The organism is Francisella sp. XLW-1, from assembly GCF_008711455.1.
Taxonomy (GTDB): domain Bacteria; phylum Pseudomonadota; class Gammaproteobacteria; order Francisellales; family Francisellaceae; genus Francisella; species Francisella salimarina.
Map to the genome: position 1 here is coordinate 172647 of NZ_VXKP01000004.1, position 18172 is coordinate 190818.

Sequence of the window (18172 nt, forward strand, 5' to 3'; positions counted from 1 at the left end):
CTTGTTAAATATACTGTGCTACTAATATTTTGTTTAATTGCTTTCTTAATTCAACAATGTTTGTTTTCACAGATCTACATAGATTATATGTAGTATTAAGCTTCTCTGTTGTTGAATTACTAAACCTTATGCTACTAAGATTTGCCCTTGGAGAACTTTCAATAGCTGTTAAGACTGTAGATTCTTGTAAATCTAGAGGCTCCTGTAATATTTTTACTATCTGTCGAGCATAGGCTTTAATTTGCTCAGTTTTCGAAGAAAAGTCATGCTCATGGTTGATATATTCAAACATTTTATAAGCTATAGACATTCTCATTTGCTCTTCGAGAAATATATAAGCTAATTGATGTTCTATATTTTTACTCAACTTCTCATCACTACCAAACTCTAAAGACTTCCATTGGTTCAATAGAATATTCATCCTTTTAAGCTGAGTTTTTATGATGCGCATTCTTTGATGAAACCTATTTTTATTTTGCTGTATTAGCTTTTTGATTTCTTTAGGCTGATTTTTTGTAGATAGCTGTTTTATTGATTGCTCTAATTGATTTAGATTGTTTGTTATATCTGGAGCAGTATCAACAACTTCTATCAAATCCAGATTAGGAGCAACTTCAGATACAGTTAAATAACATTGTTTATAAATACCTAGAATATGATTATATTTTTCAAGAACTCCTGTTCTTAACTTCTCTATAGAATTAAATAAATAATCTTTTTTAGTATCTTCAAACTTAGAAACTGCTTTCAAATAATAAATTTTTCTACCAGATAATAATTCTATAAAAAGAGTTATAACATTACTTGCATCTTCTAAATCATACAAGTTATACATCCCTGCACTGCTATAAATCTTAGACAAAAAGCCAATTTTCCTATCAAGGCCTTTATTCAAATCTGAATATTTACCAACTAAAGCATTTTGAAACTTGATCCTTAAATCATCAGGAATACTCTGGTTACTATTTATTTGCTTATAGAAGCTTCTTAATTTACGCTTATTACTCGGAGTGTCTATAGGAAAACCATTATCTCTATACAAGTATATAATCTCAGCAAACTCTGCCATTTCTTTATCAAAATGTAGCTCAAAAGCATAAAAGATTTCTTTACTTGTCGGATGAGACTTAGCAAGAATCTCATAAGCAATTTTATTATCTCTTACCTGATCGGTTAGATTACTAAGAGTAAGCTTTTTAGACATATATAAACTTTGATATGATTCCTCAATTATAGATAGAAACTTATCTTGCATCAACTCTTTTTCACGGTGCTTGATAGAGTCAAAAATTATTTTACTAATAAAACCTACTAAACCTACAAAAAACACATAAAAAGAAAAATATGCAACTGTAACTAGCGGAACTCCTTGACCATGACTTAAATAATACCCCAAAGTTATAGCTATAATCGTGACTGGTCCAGCTGCCCAAAGTATAGATAGTATCGCCGCTTTGACATCAGCACGATGAATCGATGATATTAGTTCACTAACATAGGTATTATTATAAGAGTTTCTACTTTTAAAGATTGCTTTTATTCTATTGAGCTGTAACAAAATACCCCAACTATAATTTGCTAATAAGTTTAGTTCATATTTTAACAAAACCATTCAGCAACCCCAAATTCATAAAAGATTATTTTGATATTGAAATTAGAAAACCAATTATCAAATCAAAGTATTTAATTTTTAGGTACTTTTAAATCTTATTAGTCTATAATTGTTGGTGATTTTATAAAAATAGGTAAAATTTAATGATTGAGAATTTAAGAAATATTGCGATTATCGCACACGTTGACCATGGTAAAACTACACTGGTTGATAAACTATTACAACAATCTGGTACACTAAACACTCGTGGTCCAGAAGTTGAAAGAGTCATGGACTCAAATGACATTGAGAAAGAAAGAGGGATTACAATCCTTGCAAAAAACACTGCTCTAAAATGGAATAACTACCGAATTAATATCGTAGATACTCCAGGCCATGCTGACTTTGGTGGTGAGGTTGAACGTGTATTATCTATGGTTGACTCAGTATTACTACTAGTTGATGCTGTTGATGGTCCTATGCCTCAAACAAGATTTGTAACAGAAAAAGCTTTTGCTCAAGGTTTAAAACCAATTGTGGTTATCAACAAAATCGATAGAGATGGTGCTCGCCCTGACTGGGTAGTCGATCAAGTATTTGATCTATTTGATAGATTGGGTGCTACTGATGAACAATTAGATTTTCCTATTATCTATGCTTCAGCTATCAATGGTTGGGCAACTAATGAGCTTGGCGAACAAAAAGAAGATATGACTGATCTTTTCAAGGCTATTGTTGAAAATGTTGAGCATCCAGCTGTTGATGAAAATGGTCCATTCCAAATGCAAATATCTTCCTTAGACTATTCCAACTTCACAGGTACTATTGGTATTGGTCGTATCCAAAGAGGTAAAGTCAAAACAAATACTCCTGTAACTATTGTTGGTAAAGATGGTAAAACTCGTAATGGTAGAGTATTACAAATATTAGGCTATATGGGTCTAGACAGAGTTGAAGTGCCTGAAGCTCAAGCTGGTGATATTGTATGTGTAACAGGTATGGAAGGTTTGAATATATCAGATACATTATGTAGCCCTGATAAAGTAGAAGCATTACCTGAGCTTTCTGTAGATGAGCCAACTATTAGTATGACTTTCCAAGTTAACAACTCTCCATTTGCTGGTAAAGAAGGTAAATATGTAACTTCTCGTCAAATTAAAGACCGTCTTGACAAAGAACTACTTACAAACGTAGCTCTAAGAGTTGAGCAACTTGATGATCCTGATAAATTTAAAGTATCTGGTCGTGGCGAGCTTCACCTTTCGATCTTACTTGAAAATATGCGCCGTGAAGGTTATGAGATTGCAGTATCTCGCCCACATGTAATCTTTAAAGATGTTGATGGCGAAAAACACGAACCTTATGAGCAAGCAATTATAGATATCGAAGAAGAGCATCAAGGTACTGTAATGGAAAGAATGGGCTTACGTCAAGGTGAGCTTAAAAATATGGAACCAGATGGTAAAGGCCGTGTAAAACTTGAATTTATAATACCATCTCGTGGGTTAATTGGTTTTTATACAGAATTTTTAACTATCACGTCTGGCTCAGGTATTTTAAACAAAGTATTTGATCATTACGGACCTATGAAAAAGCAAACTCTTGAAACTCGTCAAAACGGTACTCTAGTTTCTATGCTATCAGGTAAAGCAGTAGCGTTTGCTCTTTGGAACCTTCAGGAGAGAGGTAAAATGTTTATCTCTCACGGTACAGATGTTTATGAGGGTATGATTATTGGTATTCATAGTAGAGATAACGACTTAGCGGTTAACCCTTGTAAAGGTAAACAGTTAACTAACGTTCGTGCCTCTGGTAAAGATGATGCTCTTACACTAGTTACTCCAATTAAACTAACTCTTGAGTATGCTCTTGAGTTTATCGAAGATGATGAGCTTGTTGAAATCACACCTGAATCAATCAGACTAAGAAAGAAACATCTAACAGAATCTGATCGTAAAAAAGCAGCTCGTGGAACTCTTTAATTTTATAAAATAATTATATATTTCTATATAAATCATATAATACACTCTAAAGTTAACTCCTAAATCACTTTTATAAAATTTAAATAATTTATAGGACTTTCTTATGAAGCGATTAGATAATAAAATAGTATTAATAACAGGTGCTGCTAGAGGAATAGGTAAGACAACTGCTGAACTCTTTTCAAATGAGGGAGCAACTGTGATTATTTCAGATATAAACGGCAGTTTAGGTAATCAAACGGTTAAAGATATTAACTCATCAAATTGTGAATATAAACACTTAGACGTTAGTCTTGAAGATGATTGGATAATTATTAGTAAATATATTAGATCTAAATTTGGTAAACTTGATATTTTAGTTAATAATGCTGGCATTACAGGTTTTATAGAGAGTTCTGGCCCTCATAACCCTGAGGATTTAGATATGGATTCTTGGCAAAAGGTTCATTCTATAAATTCTAATGGTGTAGCCTTAGGGTGTAAATATGCTATTAAACTTATGAAAGAAAATGGCGGCAGTATAGTCAATATCTCTTCCCGCTCTGGACTTGTAGGTATACCTCAGGCTGTTGCATATGCTTCGAGTAAAGCATCTGTAAGAAATCATACTAAATCTGTTGCTTTATACTGTGCTGATATGAATTATGGGATTAGGTGTAACTCAATTCATCCAGGAGCTATATTAACGCCAATGTGGGATGAGATGCTGCCAAAAGATGAAGATCAAAAACAAGCAGCTATTAAAACTATTACTCAAGACATACCTTTAAAGAGAATGGGTAATGCAAAAGATGTAGCTTATGCTGCTTTATATCTAGCATCTGATGAATCAAAATATGTCACAGGGATTGAACTAAATGTAGATGGTGGAATACTTGCAGGAAGCTCTGCTGCACCAAGAGATAGAAAGGAATAAGAAAATTTAAATAACTTGATATAAATCAATAGCCTATAGCTAAAGCATTACCTCTACGTGGATCTGCTGCACCATAGACATATTGTCCATCAGACATTACAGACTCTGCAGCACCCATAGCAGCATAAGGAGTAACAGTGTTACCCATTTTTTTAAGTAGATTGATAGTATCCACAGATACACCCTGCTCTACACCAATTTCTTCTGGCCATAGTTGACTATGTATACGAGGATTGTTAACCGCTGATTGTAGATTCATATTATAGTCTATAATGTTTAAAATCACCTGTAATGTTGTTGTAATAATACGACTTCCACCTGGTGAACCTGTAGCTGAAAACGGCTTGCCATCTTTATCAAGAACAATTGTCGGGGTCATTGAGCTTAATGGTCGCTTATTTGGAGCAACTGTATTAGCTTCACCTTGAACTAAACCAAACACATTTGCCACGCCTACTTTTGCTGCAAAATCATCCATTTCATTATTTAGCAAGATACCAGTTCCCGGTACTACGATACCATTCCCATAAGAATAATTAAGCGTATAAGTATTAGATACCATATTGCCATCTTTATCAACTACACTAAATTGAGTAGTCTGAAGCTTTTCGCGATCTTCTGGATCAACTGTGCTTATATCTTTACTCGGAATATGCTTATCTGTAGTGATTTTTTGAGCAATCTGTTTCGCATATTTTTTAGACAAGAATTTAGCCAAATCCATCTTAACAAAATCAGGATCTCCTAAATCAGAGTTTCTATCATTATAAGCATAGCTCATTGCATTACTCATAAGATTAATGGTTTTAGCGCTATTGTTACCATAGTCAGCTAATGGGAAGTTCTCTAGAATATTTAATAACTCTATCAGAATTACACCACCGGAGCTTGGTGGCGGCATAGAATATAATGTATAACCTCTATATGTACCTTTAAGTGGCTTCATTTCTTCGACATTGTAGTTTTTCAAATCTTGTAATGTGATTAAACCACCATTTTTAGCCATACTATCTGCTATCTTATGAGCAATATCTCCTTCATAGAAAGCTTTTTTACCTTGTTTTGCTATTAGTTTCAGACTATTTGCAAGTTCAGGTTGCTTTAAAATTTCTCCAACCTTATAAGCAGAACCATCTTTATGATAAAAAATCTTCATAGCTTCTGGTGATTTTTCAAGCCATGGTTTTGCAGTTATAAGCGACTGATTTAGGTCATAGCTTACTGGGATACCATCTTCAGCAAGCTTGATAGCTGGAGCAATAACCTACGATAATTTCAATTTACCATATTTTTGTTGCGCATCTACTAAACCAGCTACAGTACCTGGAACACCAGAAGCACTGTATGAGCCAGAAACCTTAGCATAATCAACATCTCCCTTGTCATTTAAAAACATATCTTTAGATGCTTTTGCAGGAGCTTTTTCACGGTAGTTTACAGCTATATTCTTATTGCCATCTTGTAAGTGGATAATCATAAAGCCACCACCACCAAGATTACCAGCTCTAGGTAATGTAACAGCCAAAGCAAAGCCAACCGCAACAGCTGCATCTACAGCATTGCCACCTTGTTTTAATATATCTAAACCAACCTGACTTGCTAAAGACTCTTGAGAAGAAACCATACCATGTGTTGCAACTACTGGTTGAGCAATTTGCATCTCTTCTTGAATAGGAATAAAATCATAACCTGTTGGTACTGGTGCAGCAATCAAAGCTAAATTTGGTAAAAAAATTACCATACACATCAAACTTACAAATAGTTTTTTCACTAATAAACCTCAGTAACTATTTTTCAAACATAGTATATAAGATATCAAAAAACGATACCTTAAAAAAACTTTTTAAGCTAAACAAAAGATATTTTTTAAGACTTGTTTATAACTTAGACTAAACTTCAGTAACCTTATTTACACTAGCAAGACTACTTTTTAGAACTGGTGGAGTATTTTGATATGCCTGGACAAAACTTTCATCACTATAGGCAACTTCTGATTTAGTATTTTTGTTTTTAATACCTAAAACACTTAATATTGCTTGATCACTTTGAGGACTATCAAGTGATGGATCTTTTTGTTTAAGGACTTTTGCCATACCATAGTCATAGTTCTGGAGGTAGGCATTTCTCATAGCTGCATATGGATCTACCGATACTTCTTCTAAGTTTGAATATGCCGGTAAATAAGAGACTCCTTCATTGGTATAATATAATCCATATACACTATAGTTTACAGCATAGGCTGTAAATGTACCTACTCCTGGAGCCAAAAACAAATACGACAGAGGATTGAACATAGCATCTACGCCATCACTAACTCCCTCTATAGTACCAGGTCCAAAAACTGGCCAAACAATATATGGTGAAGCATATCCTTTCTTATACACTCCCCATTTATGAAGAGTAACTGCAAAATCCTGATGATAACGCATTGGCAATCCAAACCTACTACCAGCTACATCAAAAATACCTACTACCCCAAGAGTTGTATTTTCTAAAAATCTCATACTATCATCACCAGCATATCCCCATTCACCTTGAAAAAGATCATTCGCTACTCGACTAGGTTCAAAAAGATTTTGGAAAATATTGAATATACCCGTCTGTACAGCATCAGGCATAACATAATTATAAGCTTTTGCTACAGGTGTCAGATCCTCATATAACTCATTATTCCAATGAAACATCTCGCGATTATAGTTTTCATAAGGATCTCTATCATTAAGAGGTGTCTCCCATTTAACTGAACAACCTGATAGTACTATGATAGTAGCGAGTAACAAAATACTCTTTTTTATTTTTAATTTCATGAACTTATTAAATTGATTCCTAAAAATCTCACAATTATAGCTAATAATTGCTATATATACATACTGAAGTAGTATTTTATGAAAATTTTTGACCTTTCTTGAAGCTTCTAACCCAAAAACGCTCTACAGCAAGTGCTTCAAGTAACTTATCTGAACATTGCTGACTTTGATTTGTTATATATGATGTAATAATCTTAGCTGCTAATAATGATGAACATAAACCTTTTGAGCCAAATCCTGAAGATACATATAGACCTTGTTGATACTCAATATTTGGCATTTTTGATTTTGGATAGCCTTTAGACAGAGGCTTATAAAAAACTTGTTCAAAACTATTATAATCAGCAAGCCTACCAATAAGTGGTAAATGATCAGAAGTTACACATCTCGTAGCTACTCTTGAATTAATAATTTCAACATTATAATTTTTATTATCAAATATTTGCTTAATTTGATTAATATTAAAATTATTATCTTCTTGCCTTATATCTCCACTAGTATCATTATTATCTCGAAATGTTGCTCCAATAACTTGTAGATTATCTTTATAATTAGGGATTATATATCCTTTATCCATAATATTATTTGAGATATCAAAACATCTTTTGATAACTGTTAGCTGTCCTTGTGATGGGTATACCGGAATATTTTGCAGCAGAGAAATATTTTTAAATAATGGATACCCTCCAGCAAATATCACAATATCAAAATCTTCAGTAAAATTATTAAATTCTAATTGCCAAGTATTATTCTCTAATTTCTTAATATCCAAGAGCTCATTATTTAATTTTAATTTAGCAGTTGATAATTTAAGCCATAGCTGACAAATACTTTTAGGTACCACAGATAAAGCATTAGGATAATATACAGCCATGTTATGAGTATCTTTGCCAAGTAATTGCGAAAGCTCTTGATGAGATATTAATCTAGCTAAATCATCAGCTATCTCTCTTTTTGTAAAAATCTTTTGATATCTATTTAGTTCTTTTTCATCACTTAATATTTGCAAGACACCCTGATTACAAATTTCGATATCATTACGATACTGATTAATAAACTCTAATAATATACTATATCCTAGTGTATGAAACTGATCTGAAAAATTGTTATCTGAAGTCAGATATGGTTCTAAAATTCCCGCAAAGTTCCCAGAAGCTTCTGTTGCAATATCAGAGTTTTTATCAAATAAAGTTATATCAAAGTTAAGGGTTCTACTTAATTCATAAGCTAATGAACATCCTGCTAGTCCAGCTCCTATAATAGCTATTTTTTGATTACGCACCAAAACCTCTGATGCCTTCTCTTTTACGTTTTTGTTCTGCTCTTAGCATACGGGCTTGTTTTGGATCAATAGTTAGATTTCTGTATATCTCAATTCTATCTCTATCTTCAGGAACATGATCTAAATTGACTATTTGTCCATAGATACCAACTTTAAGATTTTCGATACTGTCTAATTCAGAATAAGCGTCTAAGATTTTTGATTCAATAATAGCTTCTCTAACAGTCAGAGAATCATCAGACTCAACATAAAAAGACTTCTGCTCATTAGGTAAAGCATAAATGACTTCTACTTTCACTATTTATAAACCTCTTCTGCACGTTTACAAAATGCTCCCAACATCTTATCTGCAAGCCCACGAAATACTGGACCAAGAGCCATTTCCACAAATTTATTTTCAAAGGTAAACTCCATGTCCAATGATACTTTACATGAATTTTCATCTTGAGGTTCAAATTTCCAATCACCTGTTAAACTTTTGAATGGTCCATTCATAAGATTTAAATGAATATGCTCATCTTTTACCATTGTATTATGTGTAGCAAAATCCAATTTCACAAATCCTGATTTGATTTTTAGAGATGCTTTTGCTTCTGTTTCAGTGTGTTCAAAAATCTCAATATCGTAGCACATCGGCAAAAATTCAGGATAGCTTTTAATATCATTTACAAGATCATACATTTGTGAAGCAGTATAATTAACAATTGCAGATTTATTAACTTTATTCATTTATTTAATCTTTTGTGTTTTGCTGATAATATATAGCGTTACATTGTATATCTTTTACAAAAAATAATAAAGTTATGAGTAAACATAAGGTTTCTCCAGCAACTATTGCTAGGAATAAAAAAGCCTTCCATGATTATACTATTCTCGAGAAATTTGAAGCTGGAGTAGTACTACAAGGATGGGAAGTAAAAAGTATCAGAGCTGGTAAAGTACAGATGATAGATAGTCATGTGCATATCAAGCGTGGTGAAGCTTGGCTTTTTAATTGTCTAATAACTCCTCTATTATCAGCATCTACTCATGTTGTAGCTGATGCTTCAGCAAATCGTAAACTATTACTTAATCGCCGTGAGATAGATAAAATCATGGGACGAATTGAGCAAAAGGGATTTACGTGTGTGCCTTTAGCTATGTATTGGAAAGGTCCTCGTGTGAAAGTTGAGATAGCTCTTGCTCAAGGTAAAAAAGTTCACGACAAGCGTCAAGCTCAAAAAGATAAAGATTGGGCTCGTGAAAAAGATAGGATCTTTAAGAAGGCGCATAGATAAAATGACTGAAATAAAAATAAGCAAAACTGAAAAAAAATTACGCCACTATATTACTAAGGCTATAGCTGATTATAAGCTTATCGAAAAAGGTGATAAGGTTATGCTATGTCTATCAGGAGGTAAGGATTCTTTTGGATTATTAAAAGTTTTGCATGGATTAATCAAAGATAAAACTTATGATATTGATCTTCATGTGTATACATTAGATCAGTCTCAACCTGGTTGGGATGATAGTCAACTTAGAAAATATCTTGACGATTTAGATATATCTTATGAGATTGAAACAAAAAACACTTATGGTGTTGTTATAGATAAGGTTCCAGAGGGTAAGACTTATTGTTCGTTATGCTCGAGACTTCGCCGTGGTAATATCTACAGATATGCAAAAGAGCATAAAATGGATAAAATCATTCTAGGACATCATCGCGATGATTTGATCGAATCATTGCTAATGTCAATTCTATATCAGGGCCAAATTAAATCTATGCCACCTAAGTTTATCACTCAAGATGGTGAAAATACTGTAATCCGCCCAATGGTACTAGTACAAGAACGTAATCTTATCGAATTTGCTAAAGAAGAAAATTTCCCAATAATTCCATGCAATCTATGTGGATCTCAAGAGAATCTTAAAAGAAAAAAGGTTAAAAAACTTATCCAAGATCTAGCACATGAAAATCCGAAAGTACCTAGCAACATCTTAAATTCGCTTTCAAATGTATTACCTAGTCATTTGATGGATAGAGATTTACTTAATATCATACAAAACTAAATTTGCAAGTTCCTCTATATATTCTATCATTCTGAACTAGTTTCAATCTCAATAAAATAAATACTTATCATAATATCGAGTTTTGAATTAATTAACATATATAATCACAGTACATTAGCAGTTAGTAGTCCATAAAACAAATTATTAGAAAATAAAATCAATACTATTCATCATACTACGGCTCCGACCGTAGTATCCATTAACAGAGTAGAGATGTTATCAATATCCTTTAGATCCTATGGTCAAGCCATAGGATGACATCATTTTTTCATTATGTCATTCCAAAATATTACAAAATAGAGTGATATTTTATATCTATAGAACTAACCCACATTATGAGAAAAATTAGAAATTTTAAATGTATTTGGACATGTACTTTGGTTAGCATTTGGTGCATTAGCTAGCAAAGCAGACAAATCTTTCTGGTTTGGCTCATCAGCATTTTTAGGTAATGATATATACACATCAACTAGCATACCATCTTTACAATTCAAATATACTTTATTACTAGTACCTGCCCCAAAGCTTTGATTAAAAGCATTATCAAACTGTTCAATAGTTATATCTTTACCAATATTTTGGCTAAATAACTGCTCTAATTTTGAATCATTTATTTGGTTTACAAAAGTAACTGCTTGAGTATAATATTGGTTTTGATCATGTAATTGACAAGTTCCATGCTTGTACCATTCATGGCGTTGTAAACATGAAGAGTCATTATATCCTGGCATCACACTATGCAGCAACTCCATAGTTTTATCATCTAAATTTAATGGCGCATAATTACAAAAATCAGATTGTTTCTGAGCATCACAAAAACCATAATTAGTACCACAAGTATCTTGATTTGGCCAAAATCCATGTAGCGAAAAACTCTTAGCCGCTGCACTATCTACAGGTAGATTTTTACACTCTTGCTTTCCAGCACTGAAGCCATAAGTCTCACAAAATGCGGGCTGCCAACTAAGAGCTAGTACATAGCTATCAGCAAGTCCAGGCTCCTGGACACATTGTATAGCAGGAGTATCACCTCCTTCTTCGATATCTGCGATACCGCAACTACTACTTACCCAGCGCAACTGGCTTTCACTAGCATTTGAAATAAATACTCTAAACCAATCAGGATTAGTATCTTTATTTTTTTCCTGAATAGAGTAAGTTTGCCCTGCAATTACATAAGTATTATCAGGGTTAGTCATTTTGTTTTTTGATATATACGCTTGACACGCCGACTCTGCTGTAAATGTACCTTTAGCAGGTACCGCATATACCGATGCAGTAATTAATACCAAGAAGACAATCGCTAAGGTACGAATTGTTATTTTCATATAAGTAAATTTTTGGTTAACTTCAAATAGTAATTATAACTTAATTAGAAGTATTTCGAGAAACTAACTTTTGATAAATTTGTTCTAATGAAATACCTTTCTCTCTCAGTAAAACTAATAAATGAAATAATAAATCTGCTGTCTCAGAAATTAACTCATCTTCTGAATCTTGTTTCATTGCGGCAATTACAACTTCTACACCTTCTTCGCCAACTTTTTGAGCGATTCTAGGTAATCCTTTTTTAAATAAACTAGTCAAATAGCTATTCTCAGGTAAGTAATCTTTTCTTTCAGCTATTAATTTTTCTAACTTATCAATTATATACAGAGAGCTATTTTCTTCATCTTGAGTAAAACATGATTTACTACCAGTGTGACAAGTTGGACCGTATGGTATAGCTTTGATAAGTATAGAATCATTATCACAATCGACAGCTATATCTTTTAGCTCAAGAAAGTTTCCACTTTCTTCACCCTTAGTCCATAAGCGTTTTTTACTACGACTATAGAAAGTTACTTTGTCAACTTCTAAAGTCTTTGTTAAAGATTCCTTACTCATATAGCCTAGCATTAAGACACTATTATCAATTGTTGATTGAATAATAGCTGGAACTAAATTATCCATTTTTTGCCAAGCTATAGACTCTATAATTTTGTTATCCATTTTCTATCCTATTTTACTATTCTTGTCGGTATATTATTTTTAAAAAGTTCTTGTTTTAACTCAGGTATCGCAATAATGTCATCGTGAAATACACTAGCTGCCAAAGCACCATCTATATCTGTATACTTAAATACATCAATAAAATGCTGAATCTGACCAGCTCCACCAGAAGCAATAACAGGGATTGAGACATTTGATTGGACTTCTCTAAGATGCTCTAGATCATAGCCACCTTTGACACCATCTTGATTCATACAGTTAAGAACTATCTCACCAGCACCACGAGACTCAACTTCTTTTGCCCAGCTAACTGGATCTAATAATGTCTGTACAGTTTTATCAGCACTACCTGTATATTGGCAAACTTTAAATTCACCATCAATAAATTTGCTATCAATACCAACGACCACACACTGACTACCAAATTCATAAACTAGCTCATCTATCAAATCAGGTCTAGCTAATGCTGCTGAGTTTACAGATATTTTATCTGCCCCTTCATTAAGTATAGCTCGAGCATTTTCTACAGATTTTATTCCGCCAGCTACACAAAATGGGATATTTATCTTTTTGGCTATCTCTTGTATCCATTTGATAGAAAGTAACTTATTATCAGGACTAGCACCAATATCATAAAATACTAGCTCATCAGCTCCTGCATCTGAGTATTTCTGAGCCAGCTCAATAATATCGCCAATGATTCTATGATTTCTAAATTTTACACCTTTGACAACTACGCCATCTTTCACATCAAGACATGGAATTATTCTTTTTGTTAACATTCTAAAGCCTCTTGTAGCGTAAATTTATTCTCATATAGAGCTTTACCAATGATGACACCATAAGTATTTTGCTCTTCTAGAATTTCTAAATCTTCTAAGCTACCAACCCCACCAGAAGCCATAAACTGAACATCTGGATATATAGATGAGTAAATTCTATATAGCTCAAAATTTGGACCTTGTAGCATACCATCTCGTGAAATATCAGTACATAAAACATACTCAAGACCATCTCCAAGATAAGTCTGTAATATTTCATCTAAAGTTGTTGTACTAGATTCTTGCCAGCCATGCGTTGCGATATAAGGTATTCCTTCTTTAATAAATACATCTAAAGCTAAAACTATCTTCTCAGCACCATATTTCTCAAAAAACTTCTTCGTTAATGCTATGTCCTTAACAGCCAAGCTACCAATAACCACTCTATCAACTCCAATTTCTAGAAGTTTTTCGATAGTCTCAAAATCTTTGACACCACCACCAACTTGTAGAGTCATATTACAGTTTTCTCTAATCTTCTGAATAGTCTCAAATTGACAAGTTTGGCCTTTTTTAGCGCCATCTAAATCTACAACATGGATAAACTCAGCACCAGCTTGTTGATATGCTTTTGCAACATCTTTTGGCTCAAGCTCATAAGTAGTAGTTTTATTAAAATCACCCTTTTCTAAACGAACACATTTGCCATTTATGAGATCTATCGCTGGAAATATATTCATTTACAAAGCCCCTTGTATAAAATTCTCTAAAATCTTCATTCCAACCCTACCCGACTTCTCAGGATGAAATTGAATGCCATAAAAATTATCTTTATTTACCATCGCTGTAAAATCATTTATATAGTCATTCGTAGCTATACTAAATTGATTAAGCTCAGCATAAAAACTGTGCACAAAATATACATAATCATCTCCTGCAATATCTTTAAATAAAAAATGATCCTTATTTATATTTTGTAAACTATTCCAACCCATGTGAGGGATACTAAAACCTCGCGTTTTTTTAAAAGCTTTTACTTTTTCTGGAAAGATACCCAAACAATCTGTATTTCCCTCTTCAGAAAAACTATACATAATCTGCATTCCTAAGCAGATTCCTAATACTGGTTGAGTCAGCTCTGGAATAAGCTTACCCAAATCATATTTTTTTAGATTTGCCATTGCTGATTTAGCATGTCCTACACCAGGTAAAATTACACAATCAGATTTTTTGATAACTTCAGCATCATGTGTTAGGACTATTTGTTGTCCTAATTTCTCAAAAGCATATTTTATCGAAGCAAAATTACTCCCACAACAATCTATTATCGCTATCATAACACTCCCTTTGAACTAGGAATCTCATCTATACCATTCTTAGCAATCGCTTGTTTAAGCACTTTTCCTAAGCCTTTAAAACACGCTTCTATCATATGATGAGTATTCTCACCTGTTACTTTGATATGTAATGTAGCTTTTAGACCTTCAGCAAAAGATACAAAGAAATGCTTCACCAACTCTACTGATAAATCCCCAACCATTTCTCGATCAAAATTCGCCTCAAATGAGCAGTAATTTCTACCACTTAAATCTAGAGCAATCTCAACTAAAGCTTCATCCATAGGTAATAAAAAACCATAACGATTAATACCGTATTTATCACCAAGAGCTTGAGCAACTGCTTGTGAAAGAGTAATTGCAACATCTTCAACACAATGATGATCATCTATATGAAGATCACCTTTTGCCTTAATTACGGCACTTATCCCAGCATGTTTTACAATCTGATCAAGCATATGATCAAAAAAACCAAGACCTGTCTCTATTTCTCTAGTCCCAGGAACATCTAGATTAACTTTTACAATAATATCAGTCTCATCAGTGACACGCTTGATTTCAGCTACTCTAGACTTATTTAATATAGCTGTAGTAATATCATCCCAAGATTGATAATTTCCAACACCAAATTGAATAGGATTGACTTTAATATTATGAGCCAACTGTACATCCGTTTCTCTATCTCCAATCACATAACTATCTTTTAGAGAGATTTTTTGCTCAACTAAATAATTCGTCAATAAACCAACTTTAGGTTTACGACAGTTACAATTCTCATGAGCGAAATGTGGACAAATCAATACATTCTCAAACTCGATACTTTGTGATTTAAATATCTTCATCATCAAGTTATGCGGCGCATCGAAATCTTCTTGATGAAAGGACTCAGTACCTAAACCATCTTGGTTTGATACCATAACAAGTTTAAAACCTGCTTTTTGTAATTTTTTAAGAGCTTCAAAAACACCATCAAAAAATTCAAGCTTCTCAATACTATCAACCTGCTTATCTATAGGTGGCTCAACTATTAAAGTACCATCTCTATCAATGAATAAATATTTATTTTGTTTCATATTCGCTACTTAATTTTTGTAATACTTCGATTAATCTTTTATTTTCAGATACTGTTCCTATGCTAATTCTTAGAACTTTTTCATCATTAAAAAAATGTGCCATAGAACGAACTACTATTTTATTATCTATCAGTTTATTAAAGATACTTTCTCTAAATCTGACTAATATAAAGTTAGCATCTGATGACCACAATTTATCAACAATCTTCATTTGCGATAATGCTTGATATAAATGTTCCCTTTGTTCTTTTACTTCAATAGTTTGACTAGCTATATTTACTAAATTCTTATCATCAAGCATTGCTAATATAGTATTTTCTGTAGTTTTTGGGATTGGATATGGTGCTAATATTTTTCTCAACCAAACTATTCTATCTGAATTAGTAATTACTGTCCCTAGCCTAAGACCTGCCATACCAAAAGATTTTGACAAGGTTCTTAGTACAACTAAATTTTCATATTTATTGATAATGTTAGAAACAGATTTTTCATTACTAAATTCAATATACGCCTCATCAACTACAACTACACACTTTCCAGCTAATTTACTTAAAATTTGTTCAATATCAGCTAATGATATAGATTTACCAGTAGGATTATTAGGAGTACATAAAAATAATAACTTACAGTTATCAGAGATACTTGCTAAAAGCTCTGTAACATTAATCTCAAAGTTATTTTCTTCTTTTAGCTTGTGAGTCTTATAATCAACACCCTGTAATTGAGCAGCTATTTTATACATCCCAAAAGTAGGCTCAACTGCAAAAGCTGAATCTTTTTGATACTCACAATACAATCTAAATAATAGATCAATCCCCTCATCACTACCTCGAGTAACTAATAGATTGCTTGTATCAACATTATATATCTTTGCTAGTTTCTCAACCAATCTCTTTGGTTGTGGCTCAGGATAGCGATTATACAAATACTCATCATTATATGGTGATTCATTAGCATTTAACCAAATATCTCCATCTACTTTTAAAGAGCGTGCAGATGAGTATGCACTAAATTTTTGTAAATCTTTACGAATAAGACTTTCTGTAGTTTGATTTTGCACAATCTTTTGCATAATGTTATAAACTCTCCAAACGAATAGCTATTGCATTTTCATGAGCTTTGAGACCTTCTATATCAGCTAATCTCATTGCTATTTGACCTATATTTTTTATACCTTGTTTTGATACATTTTGAATACTTATAGCTTTCATAAAATCTATAGTTGCTAAACCACTATAGGCTTTTGCATATCCATAAGTAGGTAGCACGTGATTAGATCCTGTAATGTAATCGCCTAATGCTTCAGCCGCCCAAGGACCTACAAATACAGCACCTGCATTTTCGATACTATCAATATAATTATCTGCAGTTTCAATATTTAAAATAAGATGCTCAGAAGCATATTCATTAACTATATTAATTGCTTGGCTAAGTGTATCTACAACGATAATTGCACTATTTTCTAGAGCTTTTTCAATAATAGCTTTTCTTTGGGCTATACTAGTTTGCTTAGAAACTTCATATCTAACCTTATCTGCTAAAATTTGACTAGTTGTAATTAATAAGGCTTGAGAATCTGTGCCATGCTCAGCTTGAGCTAGCAAATCTGCAGCAACAAATCTAGGATCGGCCACTTCATCAGCAACTATTAAAACCTCTGAAGGTCCCGCTGGTAGATCAATAGCAGCACCTTGGCTATCATTAGATACTTGTTGTTTTGCCTCTGTAACCCAAGAATTTCCAGGGCCATAAATTTTATTAACTTTTGTTACAGTTTCTGTACCATAAGCTAGAGCAGCTATAGCTTGAGCGCCACCTAATTTATAAATCTTTGAAACCTTACAAATATCAGCCACTATTAAAATTAATGGATGGATATTGCCTTCTTTATCACAAGGAGTACTTACATAAACCTCTTTACAACCTGCAATTTGCGCTGGAGCCGCTAACATTATGAGCGTAGAAACTAAAGGTGCTGAACCACCAGGCACATACAGACCAACCTTTTCGATAGGCTTATAAACTTTTTTACAAACCACACCATCATTAGTATCACAAACAGTTGTTTTTGGTTTCATTACCTCATGATAGTTAGATATACGTGCAATAGAGTTTTTAACTAACTCAATATCATCTTGTGAAACTAATGAATAAGCTTTTTTAATCTCATCTGCTGAGACTTCAATATTATCTAAATCAACACCATCAAACCTAGAAGAAAACTCTAAAAGAGCTTTATCACCATTTTGCTTAACTTCATTTAAAATATTTCTGACACCTGCAACTAAGCTAGTTTTATTAGCTGAAACTGGGCGAGATAGAAGCTCAGTTTGCTTAGCTAGACTAAGTTCTTGCCAATTATATATTTCAATCATTGTCGTT

Annotated in this window: 17 protein-coding genes and 1 pseudogene; 4 read left to right on the forward strand and 14 right to left on the reverse strand. The window is 32.9% G+C overall.

Annotated elements, in window-relative coordinates:
* Nucleotides 1–4: 4 nt before the first annotated feature.
* Entirely contained in the window at nt 5–1561 is a 1557-nt protein-coding gene (locus F3D59_RS07330; RefSeq protein ID WP_150464493.1) for a hypothetical protein, read from the reverse strand.
* Between the two features lie 194 nt (nt 1562–1755).
* On the opposite strand from F3D59_RS07330, the gene typA reads away from it, so the two are divergent.
* Nucleotides 1756–3573, forward strand: coding sequence for a translational GTPase TypA (typA, locus tag F3D59_RS07335; protein ID WP_146422035.1), 1818 nt, complete (start codon nt 1756–1758; stop codon nt 3571–3573).
* Between the two features lie 103 nt (nt 3574–3676).
* Complete coding sequence (locus F3D59_RS07340; RefSeq protein WP_150464364.1) at nt 3677–4489, forward strand: SDR family oxidoreductase; 813 nt, start codon at nt 3677–3679, stop codon at nt 4487–4489.
* Nucleotides 4490–4514: 25 nt separating this feature from the next.
* Here the strand turns inward: F3D59_RS07340 and ggt are convergent.
* The 5 genes and pseudogenes from ggt to F3D59_RS07365 form a co-directional block, all read right to left on the reverse strand.
* Nucleotides 4515–6236, reverse strand: a pseudogene (gene ggt, locus F3D59_RS07345) (gamma-glutamyltransferase).
* A 142-nt stretch (nt 6237–6378) separates the two neighbouring features.
* A complete protein-coding gene (locus tag F3D59_RS07350; RefSeq protein WP_149368415.1) occupies nt 6379–7296 on the reverse strand; it encodes a VacJ family lipoprotein in 918 nt (305 codons plus the stop codon).
* 76 nt (nt 7297–7372) lie between these two features.
* Entirely contained in the window at nt 7373–8581 is a 1209-nt protein-coding gene (mnmC, locus tag F3D59_RS07355) for an FAD-dependent 5-carboxymethylaminomethyl-2-thiouridine(34) oxidoreductase MnmC (protein WP_150464365.1), read from the reverse strand.
* Nucleotides 8571–8876, reverse strand: coding sequence for an RnfH family protein (locus tag F3D59_RS07360; protein ID WP_150464366.1), 306 nt, complete (start codon nt 8874–8876; stop codon nt 8571–8573). Before F3D59_RS07360 ends, mnmC begins: the two co-directional genes overlap by 11 nt.
* Nucleotides 8876–9307: a type II toxin-antitoxin system RatA family toxin gene (locus tag F3D59_RS07365; RefSeq protein WP_013922948.1), complete on the reverse strand. Its 432-nt coding sequence runs from the start codon at nt 9305–9307 to the stop codon at nt 8876–8878. Before F3D59_RS07365 ends, F3D59_RS07360 begins: the two co-directional genes overlap by 1 nt.
* Nucleotides 9308–9381: 74 nt before the next feature.
* Here F3D59_RS07365 and smpB point away from each other — a divergent pair, with 74 nt between their 5' ends.
* Together smpB and ttcA are read left to right on the forward strand one after the other, a co-directional pair.
* Entirely contained in the window at nt 9382–9855 is a 474-nt protein-coding gene (gene smpB / locus F3D59_RS07370) for an SsrA-binding protein SmpB (protein WP_013922947.1), read from the forward strand.
* A gap of 1 nt (nt 9856) precedes the next feature.
* Complete coding sequence (ttcA, locus tag F3D59_RS07375) at nt 9857–10627, forward strand: tRNA 2-thiocytidine(32) synthetase TtcA (protein WP_150464367.1); 771 nt, start codon at nt 9857–9859, stop codon at nt 10625–10627.
* 323 nt (nt 10628–10950) lie between these two features.
* Here ttcA and F3D59_RS07380 read toward each other — a convergent pair whose 3' ends face one another.
* Genes F3D59_RS07380 through hisD form a run of 8 tightly spaced genes read right to left on the reverse strand, consistent with a single transcriptional unit; the run spans nt 10951 to nt 18165 of the window.
* Nucleotides 10951–11955: a ribonuclease T2 family protein gene (locus tag F3D59_RS07380; RefSeq protein WP_150464368.1), complete on the reverse strand. Its 1005-nt coding sequence runs from the start codon at nt 11953–11955 to the stop codon at nt 10951–10953.
* A gap of 40 nt (nt 11956–11995) precedes the next feature.
* Nucleotides 11996–12619: a bifunctional phosphoribosyl-AMP cyclohydrolase/phosphoribosyl-ATP diphosphatase HisIE gene (hisIE, locus tag F3D59_RS07385; protein WP_150464369.1), complete on the reverse strand. Its 624-nt coding sequence runs from the start codon at nt 12617–12619 to the stop codon at nt 11996–11998.
* 8 nt (nt 12620–12627) lie between these two features.
* Entirely contained in the window at nt 12628–13401 is a 774-nt protein-coding gene (hisF, locus tag F3D59_RS07390; protein WP_150464370.1) for an imidazole glycerol phosphate synthase subunit HisF, read from the reverse strand.
* Nucleotides 13395–14120, reverse strand: a complete 726-nt coding sequence (gene hisA, locus F3D59_RS07395; RefSeq protein ID WP_150464371.1) for a 1-(5-phosphoribosyl)-5-[(5-phosphoribosylamino)methylideneamino]imidazole-4-carboxamide isomerase — start codon at nt 14118–14120, stop codon at nt 13395–13397. Before hisA ends, hisF begins: the two co-directional genes overlap by 7 nt.
* Nucleotides 14121–14717 carry an imidazole glycerol phosphate synthase subunit HisH gene (hisH, locus tag F3D59_RS07400; protein ID WP_150464372.1) on the reverse strand — a complete coding sequence of 199 codons (597 nt, stop codon included), beginning with the start codon at nt 14715–14717 and terminating at the stop codon, nt 14121–14123.
* A complete protein-coding gene (gene hisB / locus F3D59_RS07405; protein ID WP_150464373.1) occupies nt 14714–15790 on the reverse strand; it encodes a bifunctional histidinol-phosphatase/imidazoleglycerol-phosphate dehydratase HisB in 1077 nt (358 codons plus the stop codon). The genes hisH and hisB overlap by 4 nt, the downstream gene beginning before the upstream one ends.
* On the reverse strand, nt 15777–16862 hold the full coding sequence (gene hisC / locus F3D59_RS07410) for a histidinol-phosphate transaminase (protein WP_150464374.1): 1086 nt from the start codon (nt 16860–16862) through the stop codon (nt 15777–15779). Before hisC ends, hisB begins: the two co-directional genes overlap by 14 nt.
* A 4-nt stretch (nt 16863–16866) precedes the next feature.
* Entirely contained in the window at nt 16867–18165 is a 1299-nt protein-coding gene (gene hisD / locus F3D59_RS07415; RefSeq protein WP_150464375.1) for a histidinol dehydrogenase, read from the reverse strand.
* Nucleotides 18166–18172: the final 7 nt, after the last annotated feature.